A 21963-nucleotide genomic window follows, 5' to 3' on the forward strand; every position below is an offset into this window, starting at 1 on the left:
TCGACCACAACGGTCACCCGGAACCGTGGGTTCGCGGGGATCGTCGGGGCGACGACCGAGGTCGCTCAGCCGGCGACGCGGGCGGCGAGCTCGCGTCCGACCTCGGCCGTCGAGCGTACTCGGTCCCCGCGCTCGGCCAGGTCGGCGGCCACGGCGGCCTCCACGCGACGCGCCTGCTCGGTCAGGCCCAGGTGCTCCAGCAGCAGCGACACGGACAGCACGGTCGCCGTCGGGTCGGCCTTGCCCTGCCCGGCGATGTCCGGGGCGGAGCCGTGCACGGGCTCGAACATCGACGGCGCCGTCCGGTCGGGGTTGATGTTGCCCGACGCGGCCAGGCCGATGCCGCCGGTGATGGCCGCCGCCTGGTCGGTGATGATGTCGCCGAACAGGTTGTCGGTGACGATGACGTCGAACCGCGAGGGGTTCGTGGTCAGGAAGATCGTCGCCGCGTCGACGTGGAGGTAGTCCGTGGTCACCTCGGGGAACTCGGCGCCCACGGCCTCGACGGTGCGCCGCCACAGGTGTCCGGCGTGCACGAGCACGTTGTGCTTGTGGACCAGCGTCAGGTGCTTGCGGGGGCGCGCCTGGGCGCGGGCGAAGGCGTCGCGGACGACCCGCTCGACGCCGAACGCGGTGTTGACCGACACCTCGGTGGCGATCTCGTGCGGCGTGCCGGTGCGCACCGACCCGCCGTTGCCGACGTAGGGCCCCTCGGTGCCCTCGCGCACGACGACGAAGTCGACCTCGCCCGGGTCGGCCAGCGGGCTGGTGACGCCCGGGTAGAGCGTGCCGGGGCGCAGGTTGACGTAGTGGTCCAGCGCGAAGCGCAGCTTGAGCAGCAGGCCGCGCTCGAGCACGCCGGAGGGCACCGACGGGTCGCCGATGGCACCGAGCAGGATCGCGTCGTGCTCGCGGATCCGGGCGAGGTCGTCGTCGGTGAGCGTCTCGCCGGTCTCGTGCCAGCGACGCGCGCCGAGATCGAACTCGGTGGTCGAGACCTTCACGTCGGAGCCGGCCAGCGCGGCGTCGAGCACGGCGAGCCCCTGCTCGACGACCTCGGGGCCGATGCCGTCGCCTGCCACCACAGCCAGATCGATGTTGCGCGTCATGGGCCGATCCTACGCGCCTCGGACCCAGGATGCGGACACCCGTCCCACGATGCGGACGTACCGGGAATCAGTACTCGCGCGACGAGAGCACGCAGAACTCGTTGCCGTCCGGATCGGCGAGCACCGTCCACGACGCGTCCGCCGGCTGCCCGACGTCGATCACCGTCGCCCCCAGCGCGACGAGCCGGTCGATCTCGGCGTCCCGGTCGTCGGACGTGTGCGGGGCGAAGTCCCAGTGCAGCCGGTTCTTGGAGGTCTTCTCGTGCTCGACGCGCACGAACACCATCCCCGGCGGGACCTGGTGGAACTCGAACCGGTCGACGAGCTCGCGGGCCCACGGCGGCACCAGGACGCACTCCTCGTCGGAGGTGTGCGCGAACGTCCAGCCCAACGCCTCGGCCCACCAACCGGCCAGGGCGCGGGGGTCGGTGGTCTCCACCACCGTCGAGTACCAGCGCAACGCCACCTCGGCTCACCTCACTCGGAGTAGAGGACCTTGAACCGCTCGCAGAGGACCTCCAGGGACGGGTCGAACTCGTGCTCCGTGCCGGCCAGGGTGCGCCGCCAGTAGCGTTCGTGCCCCTCGCGCCAGGACTCCAGCGTCCGGTCGCCCTCCCCCTCGCGCCACGCGTGCTCCGCGGTGACGTCGCGGAACGGCACCCGGTCGACCTGCGTCGTGCGCACGAGAGCCCGGGGCTCGCCCCTGCCGTCCAGGAGGATCGACAGGTCGCCCTTGCGGGGCGCGGGCTCGGCGGCGTCCTCGTACTCGACGACGAGCGACGCCGTCGCCGTCTTGGTGCCGGCGAGCACCAGGCCGAGCAGCTCGTCGGCCAGCGCCGGGTTGTCCCCGAACGCCCACGCCGGCGGCGGCACGACGTTCTCGGAGCGCTCGCCGACGGCACCGCCGTGGCTCGTGCGTCCGGCGGAGGGCCGGGCGGTGTCCCAGAAGGCGGTGATCCGTTCGGCCTGTGCCACGTCGTCGAGGTGCGGTCCCTGCTCGTCCGTCATGCGGCCATCCTGCCACCACGGCCACGACGCTGCCGACCACCCGCGCGTGCCGAGGACCTGGGACGATGGCAGCCATGTACCTGCGGGTGGCGGCCTACGCCGTGATCATCTCCGACGGACAGGTCCTCCTGCCGCACTGGTCGGACCGACGGCGGTCCGGCTGGACGCTGCCCGGCGGGGGCATCGACCCGGGCGAGCACCCCGAGGACGCGGCCGTGCGGGAGGTCCGCGAGGAGACCGGCTACGGCGTGGAGCTCGACGGACTGCTCGGCGTCGACAGCATCGTCGTCCCGCCCGAGCACCTCATCGGGTTCGACGACGACGCGGACGTCGACCCCCTGCACGGGATCCGCGTCGTGTACCGGGCCCGCATCGTCGGCGGGTCGCTGACGGTCGAGCAGGACGGGTCCACCGACGACGTCGCCTGGCATCCCCTCGAGGCGGTCCCCCACCTGCCGCGGGTCGAGCTCGTCGACCGCGCGCTGGCGATGGCCGGGGTGCTGGACCTCTCCGCGCAGGACGGCGGTCCCGGCGCGACGGACGCCGTCCCGGGCTGAGCGGTCCGCCGTCGTCCCCGCGTCGTCCGGGCCGGACGCCCGCGGGCGGACGCCCGGGGGCGGACATGCGTGCGGCCGCCGCCCCGGGGTGGGGGCGACGGCCGCGCGCGTCGATCGCTGACAGGGGTGGCGTCAGCGAGCGGCGCTGCCCTCGGTGTAGTCCGAGTCGGCAGGCTTGATCCAGGCGAACATCTTGCGCAGCTCGCGACCGGTGGTCTCGATCGGGTGCGACTCGCCCTTGGCGCGGAGCTCGGTGAACTCCGGGGCGCCGGCGTCCTGGTCGGCGATGAAGCGCTCGGCGAAGGCACCCGACTGGATGTCCGCAAGCACGGCCTTCATGTTCTCCTTGACCTCGGGCGAGATCACGCGCGGGCCGGAGACGTAGTCGCCGTACTCGGCGGTGTCGGAGATCGACCAGCGCTGCTTGGCCAGACCGCCCTCGACCATGAGGTCGACGATGAGCTTCAGCTCGTGCAGCACCTCGAAGTACGCGACCTCGGGCTGGTAGCCGGCCTCGGTGAGGACCTCGAAGCCGTACTGGACGAGCTGCGAGGTACCGCCGCAGAGCACGGCCTGCTCGCCGAACAGGTCGGTCTCGGTCTCCTCGGTGAACGTGGTCTTGATGCCGCCGGCACGCAGCCCGCCGATGCCCGCGGCGTACGACAGGGCGAGGTCCCAGGCGGAACCGCTGGCGTCCTGCTCGACGGCGACGATCACCGGCACGCCGCGGCCGTCGACGTACTCGCGACGCACGAGGTGGCCGGGGCCCTTCGGGGCGACCATGAAGACGTCGTGACCGGCCGCGGGCTTGATGTAGCCGAACCGGATGTTGAAGCCGTGGCCGAAGACCAGGGCGGCGCCCTCGCGGAGGTTCGGGGCGATCTCGTCGCGGTACAGGTCGCGCTGGACCTGGTCCGGCGCCAGGACGACGACGACGTCGGCCTCGGCGACGGCCTCGGCGACGGGCAGGACCTTCAGGCCCTGGTCCTCCGCCTTGGCGGCCGACGACGAGCCGGCGCGCAGGCCGACGCGGACGTCGACACCCGAGTCGCGCAGGTTCAGCGCGTGGGCGTGGCCCTGGCTGCCGTAGCCGATGACGGCGACCTTCTTGCTCTGGATGATGGACAGGTCGGCGGCGTCCTCGTAGAACATCTCAGCCACGGTGGTGCTCCTCTTTCTTCAGGGTGTGACGCGTCAGGGGGATTCTGGCAGGCGCGGGAGGTCGGCGGTGCAGGCGTCTCACGCGCTGCGGACCCGCTCCAGCGCCCGGTCGGTGATGGATCGCGACCCGCGCCCGACGGCGAGGGTCCCGGACTTGACGATCTCGCGGATGCCGTAGGGCTCGAGCGCGGTCAGCAGCGCCTCGAGCTTGCTCCCCGTCCCGGTCGCCTCGATGACGACCGTGTCGGGCACGACGTCGACGACCTTGGCCCGGAAGAGCTCGACGACCTCGAGCACGCCCGACCGGGTGGCCTGGTCGGCCTTGACCTTGACCAGCAGCAGCTCGCGCTGGACCGAGGACTCCGGGTCGAGCTCGACGATCTTGATGACGTGCACCAGCTTGTTGAGCTGCTTGGTGACCTGCTCCAGCGGGTGGTCCTCGACGTCGACCACGACGGTGATCCGCGAGATCTCCGCGTGCTCGGTCGGACCCACCGCCAGGGACTGGATGTTGAACGCGCGTCGGGCGAAGAGCCCGGCGACGCGGGTCAGGACACCCGGCTTGTCCTCGACCAGCACGGACAACGTGTGACGGCTCATCGGCTCAGTCCTCTCGTTCCCAGGCCGGCGAGATGCCCCGCGCGTACTGGATGTCGTCGTTGCTGACCCCGGCCGCGACCATCGGCCACACCATCGCGTCGCGCGAGACGGTGAAGTCGACGACCACCGGGCGGTCGTTGATCTCCTGGGCCTTCTTGATCGCGGCGTCCACCTCGCCGGGGTGCTCCACCCGGATCCCCACGCAGCCGTACGCCTCGGCGAGCTTGACGAAGTCGGGGATGCGCGCCGTGCCGTGCCCGGTGTGCAGGTCGGTGTTGGAGTACCGCTCGTTGTAGAAGAGCGTCTGCCACTGGCGGACCATGCCGAGGGAGCTGTTGTTGATCAGCGCGACCTTGATCGGGATGTCGTTGATCGCGCAGGTGGCCAGCTCCTGGTTGGTCATCTGGAAGCAGCCGTCGCCGTCGATCGCCCACACCTCGCGGTCGGGCGCTCCGGCCTTGGCGCCCATCGCCGCCGGGACCGAGTACCCCATGGTGCCCAGACCACCGGAGTTGATCCAGGTGTTGGGCCGCTCGTAGCGGATGAACTGGGAGGCCCACATCTGGTGCTGCCCCACACCGGCGACGTAGATGGCGTCGGGACCGGCCAGCTCGCCGAGCCGGGAGATCACCGACTGCGGCGCCAGGTGGCCGTCGTCCGTGGAGGTGTAGCCGAGCGGATAGGTCTCCCGCCAGGTGTCGATCTGGTGCCACCAGGCCTCGACGTCGGGTCGGCCGACCTTGGCGTGCTCGGCCTCCAGCGCCGGGACCAGGTCGCCGATGACCTCGCGCAGGTCGCCGACGATGGGCACGTCCACGGCCCGGTTCTTGCCGATCTCGGCCGGGTCGATGTCGGCGTGGACGACGGCGGCGTGCGGAGCGAAGCTGGACAGCTTGCCCGTCACGCGGTCGTCGAAGCGCGCGCCGAGGGCGACGATGAGGTCGGCCTTCTGCAGCGCGGCCACGGCGGGCACGGTGCCGTGCATGCCGGGCATGCCCAGGTGCTGGGGGTGCGAGTCGGGGACCGCACCGCGTGCCATGAGGGTCGTCACGACGGCGGCGCCGGAGACGTCCACCAGACGGCGCAGCTCGGCCGCGGCCCCGGAGCGCACGGCCCCGCCGCCGACGTACAGCACGGGCCGGCGCGCGGTGGCCAGCAGCTTGGCGGCCTCGCGGATCTGCTTGGCGTGCGGCTTGGTCACCGGGTGGTAGCCGGGCAGCGCGGGCTGCTGCGGCCACGAGAAGGTGGTCTGGGCCTGCATCGCGGACTTGGCGATGTCGACCAGCACCGGACCGGGACGCCCCGTCGAGGCGATGTGGAACGCCTCGGCGATGGTCCGCGGGATCTCGGCCGGGTCGGTCACCAGGTAGGAGTGCTTGGTGATCGGCATCGTGATGCCGACGATGTCCGCCTCCTGGAACGCGTCGGTCCCGATCGCGGGCGCCGCCACCTGGCCGGTGATCGCGACCATCGGGATCGAGTCCATGTTGGCGTCCGCCAGCGGGGTGACCAGGTTGGTCGCGCCGGGGCCCGAGGTCGCCATCGTCACGCCGACCCGACCGGTCGCGTGGGCGTACCCGGAGGCGGCGTGCCCGCCGCCCTGCTCGTGCCGCACCAGGATGTGGCGCAGCTTCTGCGAGTCCATCAGCGGGTCGTAGGTCGGCAGGATGGCGCCGCCCGGGATGCCGAACACGGTGTCGACGCCGACGGCCTCGAGCGACTTGACGATCGACTCCGCCCCCGTGACCTGCTCGTCGACCCGGCGCTCGACCGGGCGCGGGGCGGTACGCGCTGCCACCTGGGCTGGTGTCGGGTTCGGCTGGCCCATCGGTCACTCCTGCCGCTGGAACGGAATCTGGGGGGATATCAGGTGAATCTGTGCAATGAAAAACCCCTCGGTCCCGACGAGTGGGGACGAACGAGGGGTGAGCGCGCTGACGAAAGCCCGGAACGTGGCCTCAGCCGGCGCGCCCAGGAAGTACTACGAGGAAGATCGTCTGCACGTGACGCACGTTACGCCGTCGGAACGCAGATGTCACGCGCTGGTCCAAACGTCCCAGATGATGGGACAGCGTCTCGCGGACCCGCAGGGAAACGCTGCTCAGGCGACGTCGCGGCGGCGGAAGACGACGACGGCGAGCAGCGTGAGCACGGCCGCGACGGCCAGCAGGTACAGCCCGCCCTGCAGGCCCGTGACCACCTCGGTGGTCCACGTCGTGGTGACCATGCCGGTCTCGTCGCGCAACTCCTGGGCCACGCCGTACGCGGTGCCGCCCTCGAGCCACGCGGTCAGGTTCGTCGTCGGGGTCCAGCGCTGGGCGGCGCCCAGGGGGTAGCCGAAGACCGCACCCGCCCACAGGACCACGGCCACCGCGCCGACCGCCGCCACGGCGTGCCGCAGCAGGACGCCGAGGGCCGTGCCGACCGCTGCACAGAGCACGCCGGCCACCACGAGACGGGCCGAGAAGGCGCCGATCTCGACCCAGTCCTCCGCGGCGACGGGGCCCACCGTGCCGAAGACGGCGTGCAGCGTGTAGATGCCCCCGGCCACCGCCACCCAGCCCGCGACGACGAGCGGGACGGTCCCCAGCGCGGCCGCGAGCGCCTTCGACCCGTACACCCGCGAGCGCCGGGGCTCGAACGTGAGCCACATGCCCAGCGCCCCCGTGCTGCGCTCGGCCGTCATGAAGCTCACCCCGACGACGAAGGCGAGCATGAGGAACGCCGGGGCGTAGCCGGCCGCCGCCCCGACACCGGACCAGCCGGTCCAGAGCGACTGCTCGATCTCCGCGACGCGCGGGTCCTGGCTCTCGCCCCGGTCGGGCGGTACGCCGAAGGCGGCGGCCTCCCGGTCGTCGGCGTCGGGGACGAACGACACGGTCGGCGGCAGGAAGTACTCCAGCCGGGGCGCCATGTCGTCGCAGCCGAAGTCCGCACCGGGGTCGTCCGCGGCGGCCTCCGCCTCGGCCTCCTCGCACTGCTCGACCTGCTGCTCGCCGTTCTCCTCCCAGCGCTCGAGCTCCTCGGCGTAGAACGCCTCCGCCTCGGCGACCTGCCGGTCGGTGGGCGGCTGGGCGCTGCCGATCTGCCCGGCGACACCGAGGCCCGCGACGACCAGCGCGAGCAGGAGGCCGCCCCACGTCACGCGCCGCATCCACAGCCGACGCAGCTCCACCCTGAGCAGTCGCATCAGGCCTCCTCGCCGCCGTCCGCCCGGCCGGTCCCGGAGCTCGTGGCCGCCGGCGTCGCGGCGGGTTCGACGGGTTCGACGGGCGGCTCGGCGTCTCGTCGCCGACGACGACGTCCGCCCCGGTGGTCGCGGCCGCCCGGCGTCTCGTGCTGGGTCAGGCCGAGGAACACCGACTCCAGGTCGACCTGGCGCGGTGCGATCTCGCGAGCCCAGACGCCCTGCTCGCCGAGCATCCGGTTGACGCCGGCGGGGTCCGCGCCCTCGACGACGAGCGCGTCGTCCTCGTGCCGTGCGACGAGCCCGCGGGAGGCCAGCAGGCTCGTCGCGATCGCGACGTCGTCGGGCGCGACGACGACCCGCACGGCCGCGCCGCCCTGCCCGGAGATCAGGTCGGTCACCCGCCCGGAGGCCACGAGTCGGCCCCGCGCGACGATGGAGACCGTGTCGGCGACCTGCTCGACCTCGGCGAGGATGTGGCTGGAGACCAGGACCGTCTTGCCCCGGTCGCCCAGGTCGCGCATCGTGCGCCGGATCTCGTGGATGCCGGCGGGGTCGAGACCGTTGGTCGGTTCGTCGAAGATCAGCAGGTCGGGATCCTTGAGCAGCGTCGCCGCGATCGCCAGACGCTGCTTCATGCCGAGCGAGTAGGTCCGGTACCGATCCCTCGCGCGGCCGGTCAGACCCACGTCGTCGAGGACCGCGTCGACCCGCTCGCGCGGGGCCTCGATGCCGTCGGCGAGGAGGCGCAGGTTCGCCCGGGCGCTGAAGGCGGGGAAGAACGTCGGGCTCTCCACGATCGCGCCGACCCGACCGACGACGTCGGGCAGGTGTCGCGGCACGTCGTGCCCGAAGATCGTCGCGCTCCCCCGGTCCGGGCGCACCAGCCCGAGCAGCATCCGGATGGTCGTGGTCTTGCCGGAGCCGTTCGGTCCGAGGAACCCGTGCACGCCGCCGACGGGCACCTGCAGGTCGAGGTCCTCGACCCCGACGCGCCGCCCGCGGACGCTGCGGTAGGTCTTGCGCAGCCCGCGGGTCTCGATCGCCAGCTCGCCCTCGACCGCCACGTCGCCTCCCGGTGGCCGGACGTCGGCCACGTCGCCTGCTCCGCCCCGGCGGGACGCCGGGTGTGATGCGGAGCATAGCGGCACATCGGATGCCGAGGGCAAACCGGTCAGGCGGACGACGGGGCCTCGGCGGGGATGTCGAGCTCGCGCGCCGCCGCCGAGATCTGTGCGGCGAGCGCGGCGTCCCGCTGGCTCAGCCCGCCGATGTCGTGAGACACGGTCCGCACGACGACGGTGCCGTACCGCAGGTCGACGTCGGGATGGTGGTTCGCGGCCTCGGCGAGCTCGCCGATCTCCTCGACCAGCCGCACCCCGGTGGTGAACGCACCGGTGCGGAAGGTCGCCGTCGCCCGCCCGTCGTCGAGCACCCTCCAGTCCGCGGTCCCTGCGGCGGCACGGAACTGCGTGGGGGTCATGTGGTCACTCATGGTCTTCCCTCCCGATCGAGACGGCGATGTCGATCTCGTTGCCCTCCGGGTCCGCGACCGTCCGCCACAGCGGTGCCTCGGCGTCGCGCACGACGCGCCCGCCCGCGGCGACGGCGGCCGCGACCCGCTCGTCCGCCACGTCGGCGGGGACGAACGCGTCGACATGGATGCGGTTGCGCTGCTCGCGCGGCTCGGCCATCGGCTGGATGAACACCGCCGGACCGCGCAGCAGCGGGTCGAACAGGTCGGTGTCCTCGCGGGTGGTGTACCCGAGGGCGGCGGCCCAGAACCGCTGCACGGCGGCGACGTCCAGGGCGTCGAACGTCAGCTGGACGTCCCGCAGGGCCCTGGGGTCGGGCTCCAGATCGGCGGCGCGGGCGGCGGCCTGGATCCGGCGGGCCACCGCGAGGGCCGCGTCGTCGATCCAGCCGTCCTCGGGCGCGCCCACCCGGAAGGTGACGTGGCCGAAGCGCAGGTCCGTGGAGAGCCGGACCCCGGCGTCGTCGGCGATCCGCTGCGCGCTCGCCGCCAGGTCCACCCCGGTGTGGAACCGTCCGGTCCGGTAGCGCGCGCACGCACCCTGCAGCACCCGCCAGTCCTCCACGCCGTCGGCCGCGCGGAAGGCGTCCGGGGAGACGAGCCCCTCGGGCAGCTCGTCGGTGAAACCCTCCCACGCCTCGACGTCGGCCTCGTTGCCCTCCGGGTCGGCGAGCGTCCACCACTGCGGGACGAACTCCTCGGTGGTGAGCCGCCCGCCGGCCGCCAGAGCGGCCTCGACCCGGGCGGGCCGGTCGTCGTGCGGCACGAACACGTCCAGGTGCAGCCGGTTCCGCAGCGGCCGTGGCTCGTCCATCTGCTGGAACCAGATGCCGGGCCAGCGCGCGTCCGGGTCGAGCAGGTCCTCGTCGCCGGCCCGCTCGTGCCCGAGCACCACGGCCCAGAACGGCATGATGCGCTCGCGGTCGGTGGCGTCGATCGTCAGCTCGACGTCCTGCAGCGCCGCCGGGTCGGCGGTCAGCCCCAGCCGGTCGGCCGCGGCCGAGACGTCCTGGGCGAGCGCGACGTCGCGCCGGCTCAGGCCGCCGACGTCGTGCGAGACGCACCGCACGACGACGCCGTCGGGCCGCAGGTCCACGTCCGGGTGGTGGTTCGCGGCGTCGGCGAGCACCGCGACGTCCTCGAGCAGGACGGCTCCGGCGCCCGGCGTCCCGGTGCGGAAGAGCGCGCAGGCCCCGTGCGACAGTACCCGCCAGTGGCCGGTGGTGTCGGCGTGCTCGAACTGGTCCGGGGTCAGCTCGTCCGTGACGGGATCGTCGGACTCGGTGGACATGGCCCCTCCCGCGGTCGCCGGTGCGATGTCCCTACCGTGCCGCGCTCCGCGCCCGCTCGCGCGTGCTCAGCCGAGCACCGCACCCGTCGAGGCGGACTGCACCAGCTTGGTGTACTTGGCGAGCACACCGCGGGTGTAGCCGTGCGGCACGGGCTCCCAGTCGTCGGTGTGCCGGGCGGCCAGCTCGTCGGCGTCGACCAGGAGGTCGAGCGTCTTGGCGGCGACGTCGAGGCGGATGCGGTCGCCGTCGCGCACGAAGGCGATCGGTCCGGCGTCGACGGCCTCCGGGGCGATGTGCCCGACGCACAGCCCGGTGGTGCCGCCGGAGAACCGGCCGTCGGTGACGAGCAGGACGTCCTTGCCGAGTCCCGCACCCTTGATCGCGCCGGTGATGGCCAGCATCTCGCGCATCCCGGGGCCTCCCTTGGGGCCCTCGTACCGGATGACGACGACGTCGCCGGCGGTGATCGTGCCGTCCTCCAGCGCGTCCAGGGCGTGCCGCTCCCGCTCGAAGACGCGGGCGGTGCCCTCGAAGACGTCGGAGTCGAACCCGGCGCTCTTGACCACGGCGCCCTCGGGGGCCAGCGACCCGTGCAGGATCGTGATGCCGCCGGTGGGGTGGATCGGCTGGTCGAGGGCGCGCAGGATCTTGCCGTCCGGGTCCGGCGGGGCGATGTCGGCCAGGTTCTCGGCCACGGTGCGCCCGGTGACGGTGAGACAGTCGCCGTGGATCAGCCCGGCGTCCAGCAGCGCCTTCATGATCACGGGGACCCCGCCGATGCGGTCGACGTCGTTCATCACGTAGCGGCCGAACGGCTTGAGGTCGCCCAGGTGCGGCACGCGGCTCGCCACCCGGTCGAAGTCCTCGAGCGTCAGCTCGACCTCGGCCTCGTGGGCGATGGCCAGCAGGTGCAGCACGGCGTTGGTGGACCCGCCGAACGCCATGACGACGGCGATGGCGTTCTCGAACGCCTCCTTGGTCATGATGTCGCGGGCGGTGATGCCGCGGCGCAGCATCTCGACCACGGCCTCGCCGGAGGCGTGCGCGAAGGAGTCGCGGCGACGGTCGGCCGACGGCGGGGCGGCCGAGCCCGGCAGGGACATGCCCATCGCCTCGGCCACCGAGGCCATGGTGTTCGCCGTGTACATCCCGCCGCAGGCGCCCTCGCCGGGGCAGATGGCCCGCTCGATGCGGTCGACGTCGTCGCGGGACATCAGCCCGCGCGAGCAGGCGCCGACGGCCTCGAAGGCGTCGATGAGGGTGACGTCCTTCTCGGTGCCGTCCGCGAGCTTCACCCAGCCGGGCATGATCGACCCGGCGTAGAGGAACACGCTGGCCAGGTCCAGGCGGGCGGCGGCCATGAGCATGCCGGGCAGCGACTTGTCGCAGCCGGCCAGCAGCACCGAGCCGTCCAGGCGCTCGGCCTGCATGACCGTCTCGACGGAGTCGGCGATGACGTCCCGGGAGACCAGCGAGAAGTGCATCCCCTCGTGGCCCATCGAGATGCCGTCGGAGACGGAGATCGTGCCGAACTCCAGCGGGTAGCCGCCGCCGGCGTGCACGCCGTTCTTCACCGCGCCGCCCAGCCGGTCCAGCGACAGGTTGCAGGGCGTGATCTCGTTCCACGAGCTCGCGACGCCGATCTGCGGCTTGTCCCAGTCGTCGTCCCCCATGCCGACCGCGCGCAGCATGCCGCGCGATGCGGTGGCCTCCAGGCCGTCGGTCACCTGGCGGGAGCGGGGCTTGAGGTCAGGCGTGGTCCGGTCGTCGGTGCTCGTCATGCCCCCAGGCTAGGGCCGACGACGCCACCTGGCCCGGCGGTTCCTCGGCGCGTGACCGGACGGGTCCAGACGCGGGCCGGGGACTCGACGCTCCCGGCGGCGAACGGCGTGGCCCCGCCGGTCGGTGCGTAGCCGAGGGCGCGCCAGAAGGGCTCGGCGACCTCCCGGTTGGCGTCGACGACGGCGAGGCGCAGCGTCGTGACCTCCGGCCAGCGCTCGGCCCGTCGCTCCAGCGCCGCGTGCAGCGCCCGCCCCAGTCCCTGCCGGTGCCGGCCCGCCGCGGTCTGCAGCAGGCCGACGTGCGCGTGGTCGGCCTCCGGCCACCCGCGGATCACGTCGAGCAGCCCCACGAGCACGCCCGCGTCGTCGTACGCGCCGAGGACGGTCTTCGCCGCGGGGTCGGTCCCCGGCGGACGGGCCGTGAGGGCGTCGACGGCGTCCTGCCGCGTGGCCGGCCGGCCCGCGACGCGGCAGGAGTAACCCCCGTCGTCCGCGAACAGCCCCACGACGTCGTCGACGTCGTGCGAGGAGAGGTCGACGACCCGCACGCTCAGCGGCGGGTGACCAGGTTGATGTCGCGCACCGCGCCCTTGTCCGCGCTGGTGGCCATGGCGGCGTAGGCGCGCAGCGCCGGCGAGACGTACCGGTCGCGGTCCTTCGGCTGCCACGGGTTGTCCGAGGCCTCCATCGCGGCGCGTCGCTCGGCGAGCACGTCGTCGGCCACGTTGAGCCGGACGGAGCGGGACTCGACGTCGATCTCGATCTCGTCGCCGTCCTCGACCAGGCCGATGACGCCGCCCGCGGCCGCCTCCGGGGAGACGTGGCCGATGGAGATGCCGGACGAACCGCCCGAGAACCGGCCGTCGGTGATGAGGGCGCAGACCTTGCCCAGACCGCGGCCCTTGATGAAGGAGGTCGGGTAGAGCATCTCCTGCATGCCGGGGCCGCCGGCGGGACCCTCGTAGCGCACCACGACGACGTGCCCGGGCTCGACCTGCTTGGTCAGGATCTTCTCCACGGCCTCGTCCTGCGACTCGCACACGAGCGCCCGGCCGGTGAAGTGGAAGACGTCCGGGTCGACGCCGGCGGTCTTGAACACCGCGCCGTCGGTCGCGAGGTTGCCGCGCAGCACCGCCAGACCACCGTCGACGGTGTAGGCGTGCTGGACGTCGCGGATGCAGCCCTCGGCGGTGTCGGTGTCCAGTGACTCCCAGCGGTTCTGCGTGGAGAACGCCTGCGTCGTGCGCACGCCGCCCGGTGCCGCGTAGAACATCTCGGTGGCCTGCTCGGTCGCCTTCCCGCCGCGCACGTCCCAGTCGTCCAGCCACTGCTGCAGCGTCGGGGTGTGCACGCTGGAGACGTCCTTCTCGAGCAGCCCGGCCCGGTGCAGCTCGCCGAGCAGCGCGGGGATGCCGCCGGCCCGGTGGACGTCCTCCATGTGGTAGTTCGGGTGGTTCGGCGCGACCTTGCTCAGGCAGGGCACGCGGCGCGAGATCTCCTCGATGTCGGACAGCGTGAAGTCGACCTCGGCCTCCTGCGCCGCCGCCAGCACGTGCAGCACCGTGTTGGTCGAGCCGCCCATGGCGACGTCGAGCGCCATCGCGTTGGCGAACGCCTCCTTGGTGGCGATACCGCGGGGCGCCGCGGTGTCGTCGGACTCGTCGTAGTAGCGCTTCGCCAGCTCGACGACGGTCCGGCCGGCCTCGAGGAACAGCTCCTTGCGCGCGGCGTGCGTGGCCAGCACCGACCCGTTGCCCGGCAGCGACAGGCCCAGGGCCTCGGTGAGGCAGTTCATCGAGTTCGCCGTGAACATGCCGGAGCAGGAGCCGCAGGTCGGGCAGGCGTTCTCCTCGACCTTCGCCAGCGCCTCGTCGGAGACGTTCTCGTCGGCCGAGTAGTTGATCGCGTTGATGAGGTTGAGGTTCGTCCTCGCCACCCCGTCCGCGACGACCGCCTTGCCGGCCTCCATCGGGCCGCCGGAGACGAACACGACCGGGATGTTCAGCCGCAGCGCCGCGTTGAGCATGCCCGGGGTGATCTTGTCGCAGTTGGAGATGCACACCAGGGCGTCCGCGCAGTGCGCGTTGACCATGTACTCGACCGAGTCGGCGATGAGGTCGCGGCTCGGCAACGAGTAGAGCATGCCGCCGTGGCCCATCGCGATGCCGTCGTCGACGGCGATGGTGTTGAACTCCTTGGCCACTCCCCCGGCCTCGCGGATGGCTCCCGCGACGAGGTCGCCCATGTCCTTGAGGTGGACGTGCCCCGGGACGAACTGGGTGTACGAGTTGGCGATCGCGACGATCGGCTTGCCGAAGTCCTCCGACCCCATGCCGGTGGCGCGCCACAGGGCGCGGGCGCCGGACATGTTGCGGCCGTGGGTCGACGTGCGCGAACGCAGGGGGCGGCTCATCTGCATGCTCCTTCGGACCGGCTCACGGATGCACCGTGAGCGACGTGCTCCCGCAGGGTACGCCGTCGTGCCGCATGCTGGGACGCCCGTCCCAGGTGATGGTCGGGCTCAGGCGCCTGCCGTGTGCACGCCCTCGGCCTCGTCGGCGGCCCGGATCTGCCGGACCACCCACGGCGAGACGGCCCAGACCAGCCCCGCCACCGCGAGCGCCACGAGACCGATCCCGCCGAAGTAGGCGGTGTCGGAGACGTCGGCGGTCGCCTGGACGAGCTGCGCGGTGATCGCCTGGCCCGAGGCGTTGGCCAGGAACCACAGCGCCATCGCCTGCCCGCGGAACGCCTGCGGCGCCAGCAGGGTCGTGGCCGCGAGCCCGACCGGGGACAGGCACAGCTCGCCGAGGGTCTGGATCACGTAGACGACGATCAGCACCCACGCCGGCGCGCGCTCGTCCCCGACGACCTCCGAGGCCCCCGCCAGGAACAGGAACGACACCGCGGCCAGCGCCAGCCCCAGCGCGAACTTGTACGGCGTGGGCGGGCGCCCGCCGGTCCGCTGCCACAGCCAGGCGAACACGGGGGCGAGCAGGATGATCGAGGCCGGGTTCACGGACTGGAAGAAGGCCGGGCTGATCTCCACCCCGAGGACGTCGAGCTGAGTCCGGTCGCGGGCGAACGTCGTCAGGGTCGTGGCGGCCTGCTCGAAGATCATCCAGAACAGCATGGCGGCGACGAACAGCGGGATGTAGGCCAGCAGACGCGGCCGCTCGGTGTCGGTGACCTTCGGCGAGCGGTACATCACCACGAAGTAGACGACGGGGGTCACCAGGGCGACGTAGCTGAGGGTGTCGACGAACGCTCCTCCGGACCAGCCGCCCGAGACCGCGACCGCCACGAGGTAGAGCACGCCGACGCCGGCGACGACCGCCACCATGATCCGTGCGATGGTGCCCCGCTCCTCGCGCCGGACCGGGTTGGGCACGGCGTCGCCGGCGCCGTGGAGGTAGCGGCGGCCGGCGACGAAGAAGACCAGGGCGACCGCCATGCCGACCGCCGCGACGAGGAAGCCCGCGTGGTAGCCCCAGAGCCGCTGCACGCTGCCCACCACGAGCGGCGCGAACAACGACCCGAAGTTGATGCCCATGTAGAAGATCGAGAACCCGGCCTCGCGGCGCGGGTCGCGCCGGTCGTAGAGCTCGCCGACCATCGCCGAGACGTTCGGCTTGAGCAGGCCGGTGCCCGTGGCCACGAGGACCAGGCCGAGCCAGGTGAACGCGGCCTGGGGAACCGTGAGGGCCACGTGGCCGGCGGCGATGACGATGCCGCCGTACAGCACCGAACGCCGGGCACCGATGACGCGGTCGGCCAGCCAGCCGCCGACGATGGACAGCAGGTAGACCGAGCTGCCGTAGATCGACCCGATCGCGTTGCCGGTCGTCTCGTCGTAGCCCAGCCCGCCGTCGACCACCGCGTCGGTGATGTACAGCACGAGGATGGCGCGCATCCCGTAGTAGCTGAACCGTTCCCACGCCTCGGTGGTGAACAGCGTCAGCAACCCGCGCGGGTGCCCGAAGAAGGTCCGCTCGGCCGGCTGCGCGGGGCGGTCCGACCCGGCCGGGGAATCCGTCATGGCACGACTCTGGCACCCCGGCGCCCGACCTGCGAGCGCGCCGGGCCCGGCCGGGCCGTACGGTGGCGCCATGCCGTCGACCGTCATGTGGTTCCGGCGCGACCTGCGCCTGGCCGACAACCCGGCCCTGCTCGCCGCCGTCGAGGCCGCCCGGGCCGACGACGCGTCCGTCGTCGCCCTGTACGTGCTCGACGAGACGCTGTGGCGCAGCGCGGGCGCCAACCGGCTCGCCTACCTGCGCGCGTCGCTGCAGGCCCTGGACGAGGCCTGCGACGGGCGGCTCGTGGTCCGGCGCGGGGACCCGGCCGACGTCGTGCCGCAGGTCGTGCGCGAGACCGGGGCCGGTGCCGTGCACGTCGCGGCGAGCCACGAGCCGTACGGGCGCCGCCGGGACGACGAGGTCGCCGCCGCCCTCGACGACCTCGGCGTGACCCTGGAGCGCACCGGGTCGGCCTACGCCGTGTCCCCGGGGCGGCTGTTCACGCAGACCGGCGGGCCGTACCAGGTCTTCACCCCGTTCCGGCGGGCGTGGCTGGAGCACGGGTGGCCGTCCCCGGCCCGCCGACCGCGGCAGGTCCCGTGGGCCGCGCTGGACGGTGACTCCCTGCCGGAGGGACCGGAGCCCACCGCGCACCTGCCCCGGGCCGGCGAGGACGCGGCGCGGCGCCGCTGGCGGGACTTCCTCGCCGACGGGCTCGCCGACTACCCCGACGCCCGGGACCGCCCCGACCTCGCCGGGACCTCGGCGATGTCCGTGCACCTGCGCTGGGGGGAGATCCACCCGCGCACGATGATCGCCGACCTCGCCGCCGCGCAGGCCGACGGCGTCGACCCGGACGCCGTGGCGACGTTCCGCTCGGAGCTGTCGTGGCGCGAGTTCCACGCCGACGTGCTGCACCACCGCCCCGACGCCCGCACCCGCTCGCTGCGCGCCGTCGTGCCCGACGACGCCTGGACGCGGGGCGAGCAGGAGGACGAGTGGCTGACGGCGTGGCGGGACGGGCGCACCGGCTATCCGTTCGTCGACGCCGGGATGCGCCAGCTGCGCGCCACCGGCTGGATGCACAACCGCGTGCGGATGGTGGTGGCGTCGTTCCTCGTCAAGGATCTCCACGTGCGCTGGCAGCGCGGGGCCGAGCACTTCATGGCCCACCTCGTGGACGGCGACGTGTCCCAGAACCAGCTCAACTGGCAGTGGGTCGCCGGGACCGGGCACGACGCCGCGCCCTACTTCCGCATCTTCAACCCGGTCACGCAGGGCGAGAAGTTCGACCCCGACGGGGAGTACGTGCGCCGCTGGGTGCCCGAGCTGCGCGACGTGGCCGGCCGGCGGGTGCACCAGCCCTGGAAGCTGGACACCCCGCCGGCCGACTACCCGGCACCGCTGGTCGACCACGCGCACGAGCGCAACGTCAGCCTCGACGACTTCCAGCGGGGCCGGTGAGGCGAGGCCTCAGGCGGTGCGCACCATCGCCCGGTACTCGTCCTCGAGGAGGCTCATCACGATCGCGTCGGACCAGTCGTCCCCGTCGCGGTAGGCGTCGCGCAGCCGCCCCTCCTCGACGAAGCCGAGCGACGCGTACAGCGCCTTGGCCCGCGGGTTGATGCTCAGCACGTCCAGGCCCACCCGGTGCAGGCGCAGCTGGTCGGCCTCGAAGGCGAAGCGCAGCACGTGCTCGATCGCCTCGCGGCCGTAGCCGCGGCCCCGGTAGTCCGGCAGCATCTGCAGGCGCAGGTTGGCGCTGCGGCTGACCGGGTCGATGTCGTTGAGCACGATCTCGCCGATCAGCTCGTCGCTGACCAGCTCGCCGTCCCGTACCGCGGCCGGCGTGATGGCCCAGTCGAACCGGCCGTCGCGCCCGGCGACCGAGGACGCCCACTCGTCGATCTGCTCCCGGGTGAAGCTCGCCGTCGTCCCCGTCAGGCGCATGCCCTCCGGGTCGTGCAGCGACTCCCAGAGGCGGTCGGCGTCGCGGGCCGCGAGCGGACGCAGCCGCACCATCTCCCCCGGCAGCACCGGGGGTGTCACGAGCCGATCCTCTCGAGGATGAGCTCGCGCACGCGCTTGGCGTCGGCCTGCCCCTTGGTCGTCTTCATCACGGCGCCGATGATGGCACCGACGGGACCCTGGTTGCCGCCGCGGACCTTCTCGACGACGTCGGGCTGGGCGGCCAGCGCCTCGTCGATGGCGGACAGCAGCGCGCCGTCGTCGGAGACGATCTCGAGGCCGCGGGCGCCCACGACCTGCTCCGGGTCGCCCTCGCCGGCGAGCACGCCGTCGAGGACCTGACGGGCGATCTTGTCGTTGATCCGGCCGGAGTCGACCAGACCCTGCAGCTCGCCGATCTGGGCCGGCGTGATGGCCAGGTCGGCCAGCTCGACCTCGTCCTGCTTGGCGCGGCGGGCGAGCTCGCCCATCCACCACTTGCGGGCCGCGGCCGGGCTGGACCCCGCCGCGACGGTCGCCTCGATGAGGTCGAGGGCACCGGCGTTGACGACGTCGCGCATCTCGGCGTCGGCGTAGCCCCACTCGTCCTGGAGCCGACGGCGGTGGGCCTGCGGCAGCTCCGGCAGCCCGGCGCGGATCTCCTCGACCCACTCGCGGGACGGCTCGACCGGCACCAGGTCCGGCTCGGGGAAGTACCGGTAGTCCTCGGCGTCGGACTTCACGCGGCCCGAGGTGGTGATGCCGGTGTCCTCGTGCCAGTGCCGGGTCTCCTGGACCACGGTGTCCCCGGCGTCGAGGATCGCGGCCTGCCGGGAGACCTCGTAGCGCACGGCCCGCTCGACCGACCGGAACGAGTTGACGTTCTTGGTCTCGGTGCGGGTGCCGAGCGGGGCGTCCGGCGTGGCGCGCAGCGAGAGGTTGACGTCGGCGCGCACGTTGCCCCGCTCCATGCGGGCCTCGGACACGTCGAGCGCCCGGAAGATGTCGCGCAGCGCCTGCACGTAGGCGCGGGCCACCTCGGGGGCGCGGTCACCGACGCCGGTGATCGGCTTCGTGACGATCTCGACCAGCGGGATGCCCGCACGGTTGTAGTCCACGAGCGAGTAGTCGGCGCCGTGGATCCGGCCGGCGGCACCCCCGACGTGGGTGTTCTTGCCCGCGTCCTCCTCCATGTGCGCCCGCTCGATCTCGACACGGTGGACCGTGCCGTCCTCGAGCTCGACGTCGAGCCAGCCGTCGAAGGCGATCGGCTCGTCGTACTGGGAGGTCTGGAAGTTCTTCGGCACGTCCGGGTAGAAGTAGTTCTTCCGGGCGAAGCGGCAGGACTCGGCGATCTGGCAGTTCAGCGCCAGGCCGATCCGGATCGCGTACTCGACGGCCGTCCCGTTGACGACGGGCAGCGCACCGGGGAGCCCGAGGCTGACGGGGGTCGTCTGGGTGTTCGGGTCGCCGCCGAACTCCACCTCGGCCGGGCAGAACATCTTGGTCCGGGTGCCGAGCTCGACGTGCACCTCGATGCCGAGCACCGGGTCGAACCGTCGGACCGCGTCGGCGTAGTCGACCAGCTGGGTCACAGTCATCTCCTTCGTGGGTCCGTCAGCCGAGCTCGGGCGCGCGGTCCAGCAGCGGGCCGCCCCAGGACTTCTCCAGGGCGGCCTCGAGGGCGGCGCCGACGCGGTAGAGGCGATCGTCGGCCTTGGCGGGGGCCAGCACCTGGAAGCCGGTCGGCATGGCGGTACCGCCGTCGGCGGGCTCCGCGAGGCCGTTCGGCACCGAGATGCCGGGGATGCCCGCGAGGTTCGCCGGGATCGTGGCGACGTCGTTGAGGTACATCGCCAGGGGGTCGTCGAGCTTCTCGCCGAGCTTGAACGCCGTGGTCGGCGCCGTCGGGGAGACGAGCACGTCGACCTGCTCGAACGCGGCGTCGAAGTCCTGCTGGATGAGCGTGCGGACCTTCTGGGCGCTGCCGTAGTAGGCGTCGTAGTAGCCGGCGCTCAGCGCGTAGGTGCCCAGGATGATGCGGCGCTTGACTTCGTCGCCGAAGCCGGCGCCCCGGGTGGCGGCCATGACGCGCTCGGCGGTCACGGGGCCGTCCTCGGGCTCGACCCGCAGGCCGAAGCGCATGCCGTCGAACTTGGCCAGGTTGCTGGACGCCTCGGCCGGCAGGATCAGGTAGTACGCGGCCAGCGCGTACTCGAAGTGCGGGCAGGACACCTCCACGACCTCGGCACCCGCCTGACGCAGCAGCTCGAGGGACTCGGTGAACCGGGCCTGGACCCCCTCCTGGTAGCCCTCGCCCTGCAGCTGGCTGACGACGCCGACCCGCACGCCGGACAGGTCGCCGCCGGCACCCTGCGCGGCGGCCTCCACGAGCGCGGGCAGCGGCTCGGGGATGGAGGTCGAGTCCCGCGGGTCGTGCCCGCCGATCAGCTCGTGCAGCAGCGCCGAGTCCATGACGGTCCGGGTGACCGGACCCGCCTGGTCGAGGCTGGAGGCGAGCGCGATGAGGCCGTAGCGCGACACGCTCCCGTAGGTCGGCTTCACCCCGACCGTGCCGGTGACGGCGCCGGGCTGGCGGATGGAGCCGCCGGTGTCGGTGCCGATCGCCAGGGGCGCGGTGAAGGACGCCAGCGCAGCGGCCGAGCCGCCGCCCGACCCGCCCGGGATGCGCTCGAGGTCCCACGGGTTGTGCGTGTTGCCGTAGGCCGAGTGCTCCGTGGAGGAGCCCATGGCGAACTCGTCCATGTTGGTCTTGCCCAGGATGGGCATGCGCGCGTCGCGGATCTTCTCGACGAGGGTGGCGTCGTAGGGCGGCACCCATCCCTCGAGGATCTTGGAGCCGGCCGTCGAGGGCATGCCACGAGTGACGACGACGTCCTTGACGGCGATCGGCACGCCGGCCAGCGGGTGCAGCTCCTCGCCGGCCTCGCGGCGGGCGTCGACGTCACGGGCGGTCGCCAGCGCCTCCTCGGCGTTCACGTGCAGGTAGGCGTGGACGGCACCGTCCACGGCGGCGATCCGGTCGAGGAACGCCTGCGTCACCTCGACGCTGGTCACCTCGCGCCGGCGCAGCTTCTGCGCCAGGTCGGCGGCCGACAGGCGGGTCAGGTCGGTCATCTCACTCCTCCCCGAGGATCTGCGGCACCGCGAACCGGCCGTCCTCGGCCTCCGGCGCACCCGCGAGCACGTCGTCGACCGGCAGCGCCGGCTCGGGCACGTCGGGACGGAACACGTTGGACATGGGCAGCGGATGGCTCGTCGCGGGGACCTCGGGGGTCGCGACCTGGCTCACCTTGGCGATGGACTCGACGATCACGTCGAGCTCGCCGGCGAGCCGATCCAGCTCGTCAGGGCGCAGCTCGATCCGCGCCAGCGCGGCGACACGCGCGACCTCGTCACGGGAGATGGTGGACATGGCCGCCAGTCTAGTGGGCCGACGTGACGGCCCGATGACACGGAGACGACTGCCGATGTGACACGCGTCCCGTCCGGGACGGTGGTCGGTCGGCCGACGGTGTGAGACCGGTCGGGGGCCCGGCCCCCCCCCCCCGCGGCCGGGCCCCGGGGGTCGGCCGGGTGGCGCGGTGGGCGCGGGGGTGGGGGGATAGAGCAGTCAGGCCCCCAACCCGCGAGGGGTTGGGGGCCTGCTGTGAAGGGTGTCCGGCGGCGTCCTACTCTCCCACCCCGTCTCCAGGGCAGTACCATCGGCGCTGAAGGGCTGAGCTTCCGGGTTCGGTATGGGACCGG

General features: G+C 72.8%; 20 protein-coding genes and 1 rRNA gene. 2 read left to right on the forward strand and 19 right to left on the reverse strand.

What is annotated here, in order from left to right:
* Window positions 1-65: 65 nt before the first annotated feature.
* The 3 genes from V5O49_RS16885 to V5O49_RS16895 form a co-directional block, all read right to left on the reverse strand.
* Window positions 66-1109, reverse strand: a complete 1044-nt coding sequence (locus V5O49_RS16885; protein ID WP_332903234.1) for a 3-isopropylmalate dehydrogenase — start codon at window positions 1107-1109, stop codon at window positions 66-68.
* A 67-nt stretch (window positions 1110-1176) separates the two neighbouring features.
* Entirely contained in the window at window positions 1177-1575 is a 399-nt protein-coding gene (locus tag V5O49_RS16890; protein ID WP_332903235.1) for a VOC family protein, read from the reverse strand.
* Between the two features lie 11 nt (window positions 1576-1586).
* Window positions 1587-2117: an ASCH domain-containing protein gene (locus V5O49_RS16895; protein ID WP_332903236.1), complete on the reverse strand. Its 531-nt coding sequence runs from the start codon at window positions 2115-2117 to the stop codon at window positions 1587-1589.
* A 74-nt stretch (window positions 2118-2191) separates the two neighbouring features.
* On the opposite strand from V5O49_RS16895, the gene V5O49_RS16900 reads away from it, so the two are divergent.
* The gene (locus V5O49_RS16900) at window positions 2192-2674 is read left to right on the forward strand and encodes an NUDIX hydrolase (protein WP_332903255.1); all 483 of its coding nucleotides are present in this window, start codon (window positions 2192-2194) and stop codon (window positions 2672-2674) included.
* A 132-nt stretch (window positions 2675-2806) separates the two neighbouring features.
* Here V5O49_RS16900 and ilvC read toward each other — a convergent pair whose 3' ends face one another.
* The 11 genes from ilvC to V5O49_RS16955 all read right to left on the reverse strand — a co-directional run bounded on the left by ilvC (window position 2807) and on the right by V5O49_RS16955 (window position 16268).
* On the reverse strand, window positions 2807-3835 hold the full coding sequence (gene ilvC / locus V5O49_RS16905) for a ketol-acid reductoisomerase (RefSeq protein ID WP_278234971.1): 1029 nt from the start codon (window positions 3833-3835) through the stop codon (window positions 2807-2809).
* 78 nt (window positions 3836-3913) lie between these two features.
* Window positions 3914-4435, reverse strand: coding sequence for an acetolactate synthase small subunit (gene ilvN, locus V5O49_RS16910; protein ID WP_278234972.1), 522 nt, complete (start codon window positions 4433-4435; stop codon window positions 3914-3916).
* A 4-nt stretch (window positions 4436-4439) separates the two neighbouring features.
* Window positions 4440-6263 (reverse strand): acetolactate synthase large subunit, encoded by a 1824-nt coding sequence (locus V5O49_RS16915; RefSeq protein WP_278234973.1) that lies wholly within the window; start codon window positions 6261-6263, stop codon window positions 4440-4442.
* Between the two features lie 273 nt (window positions 6264-6536).
* Window positions 6537-7625: an ABC transporter permease subunit gene (locus V5O49_RS16920; protein ID WP_332903237.1), complete on the reverse strand. Its 1089-nt coding sequence runs from the start codon at window positions 7623-7625 to the stop codon at window positions 6537-6539.
* A complete protein-coding gene (locus V5O49_RS16925) occupies window positions 7625-8719 on the reverse strand; it encodes an ABC transporter ATP-binding protein (protein ID WP_332903238.1) in 1095 nt (364 codons plus the stop codon). Before V5O49_RS16925 ends, V5O49_RS16920 begins: the two co-directional genes overlap by 1 nt.
* Window positions 8720-8796: 77 nt before the next feature.
* Window positions 8797-9105, reverse strand: coding sequence for a 4a-hydroxytetrahydrobiopterin dehydratase (locus tag V5O49_RS16930; protein WP_332903239.1), 309 nt, complete (start codon window positions 9103-9105; stop codon window positions 8797-8799).
* A gap of 4 nt (window positions 9106-9109) precedes the next feature.
* Entirely contained in the window at window positions 9110-10447 is a 1338-nt protein-coding gene (locus tag V5O49_RS16935; RefSeq protein ID WP_332903240.1) for a VOC family protein, read from the reverse strand.
* A 66-nt stretch (window positions 10448-10513) separates the two neighbouring features.
* On the reverse strand, window positions 10514-12229 hold the full coding sequence (ilvD, locus tag V5O49_RS16940; RefSeq protein ID WP_332903241.1) for a dihydroxy-acid dehydratase: 1716 nt from the start codon (window positions 12227-12229) through the stop codon (window positions 10514-10516).
* Window positions 12226-12777 (reverse strand): GNAT family N-acetyltransferase, encoded by a 552-nt coding sequence (locus V5O49_RS16945; RefSeq protein WP_332903242.1) that lies wholly within the window; start codon window positions 12775-12777, stop codon window positions 12226-12228. The genes ilvD (V5O49_RS16940) and V5O49_RS16945 overlap by 4 nt, the downstream gene beginning before the upstream one ends.
* A gap of 2 nt (window positions 12778-12779) precedes the next feature.
* Window positions 12780-14642 (reverse strand): dihydroxy-acid dehydratase, encoded by a 1863-nt coding sequence (gene ilvD, locus V5O49_RS16950; protein ID WP_332903243.1) that lies wholly within the window; start codon window positions 14640-14642, stop codon window positions 12780-12782.
* Window positions 14643-14750: 108 nt separating this feature from the next.
* Entirely contained in the window at window positions 14751-16268 is a 1518-nt protein-coding gene (locus tag V5O49_RS16955; protein WP_332903244.1) for a peptide MFS transporter, read from the reverse strand.
* 70 nt (window positions 16269-16338) lie between these two features.
* Between V5O49_RS16955 and V5O49_RS16960 the strand changes: the two genes are divergently transcribed.
* Window positions 16339-17712, forward strand: coding sequence for a cryptochrome/photolyase family protein (locus V5O49_RS16960; RefSeq protein ID WP_332903245.1), 1374 nt, complete (start codon window positions 16339-16341; stop codon window positions 17710-17712).
* Window positions 17713-17721: 9 nt separating this feature from the next.
* Here V5O49_RS16960 and V5O49_RS16965 read toward each other — a convergent pair whose 3' ends face one another.
* The 5 genes from V5O49_RS16965 to rrf form a co-directional block, all read right to left on the reverse strand.
* Window positions 17722-18297 carry a GNAT family N-acetyltransferase gene (locus V5O49_RS16965; protein ID WP_278234982.1) on the reverse strand — a complete coding sequence of 192 codons (576 nt, stop codon included), beginning with the start codon at window positions 18295-18297 and terminating at the stop codon, window positions 17722-17724.
* A complete protein-coding gene (gene gatB / locus V5O49_RS16970; RefSeq protein WP_332903246.1) occupies window positions 18294-19796 on the reverse strand; it encodes an Asp-tRNA(Asn)/Glu-tRNA(Gln) amidotransferase subunit GatB in 1503 nt (500 codons plus the stop codon). Before gatB ends, V5O49_RS16965 begins: the two co-directional genes overlap by 4 nt.
* 16 nt (window positions 19797-19812) lie before the next feature.
* Window positions 19813-21333, reverse strand: a complete 1521-nt coding sequence (gene gatA / locus V5O49_RS16975; RefSeq protein ID WP_332903247.1) for an Asp-tRNA(Asn)/Glu-tRNA(Gln) amidotransferase subunit GatA — start codon at window positions 21331-21333, stop codon at window positions 19813-19815.
* A gap of 1 nt (window position 21334) precedes the next feature.
* A complete protein-coding gene (gene gatC, locus V5O49_RS16980) occupies window positions 21335-21631 on the reverse strand; it encodes an Asp-tRNA(Asn)/Glu-tRNA(Gln) amidotransferase subunit GatC (RefSeq protein WP_278234985.1) in 297 nt (98 codons plus the stop codon).
* A 243-nt stretch (window positions 21632-21874) separates the two neighbouring features.
* Window positions 21875-21963 (reverse strand): 5S ribosomal RNA (gene rrf / locus V5O49_RS16985); the annotation flags it as partial.

The sequence above is a fragment of the Isoptericola haloaureus genome (assembly GCF_036689775.1).
Classification (GTDB): Bacteria; Actinomycetota; Actinomycetes; order Actinomycetales; family Cellulomonadaceae; genus Isoptericola; species Isoptericola haloaureus.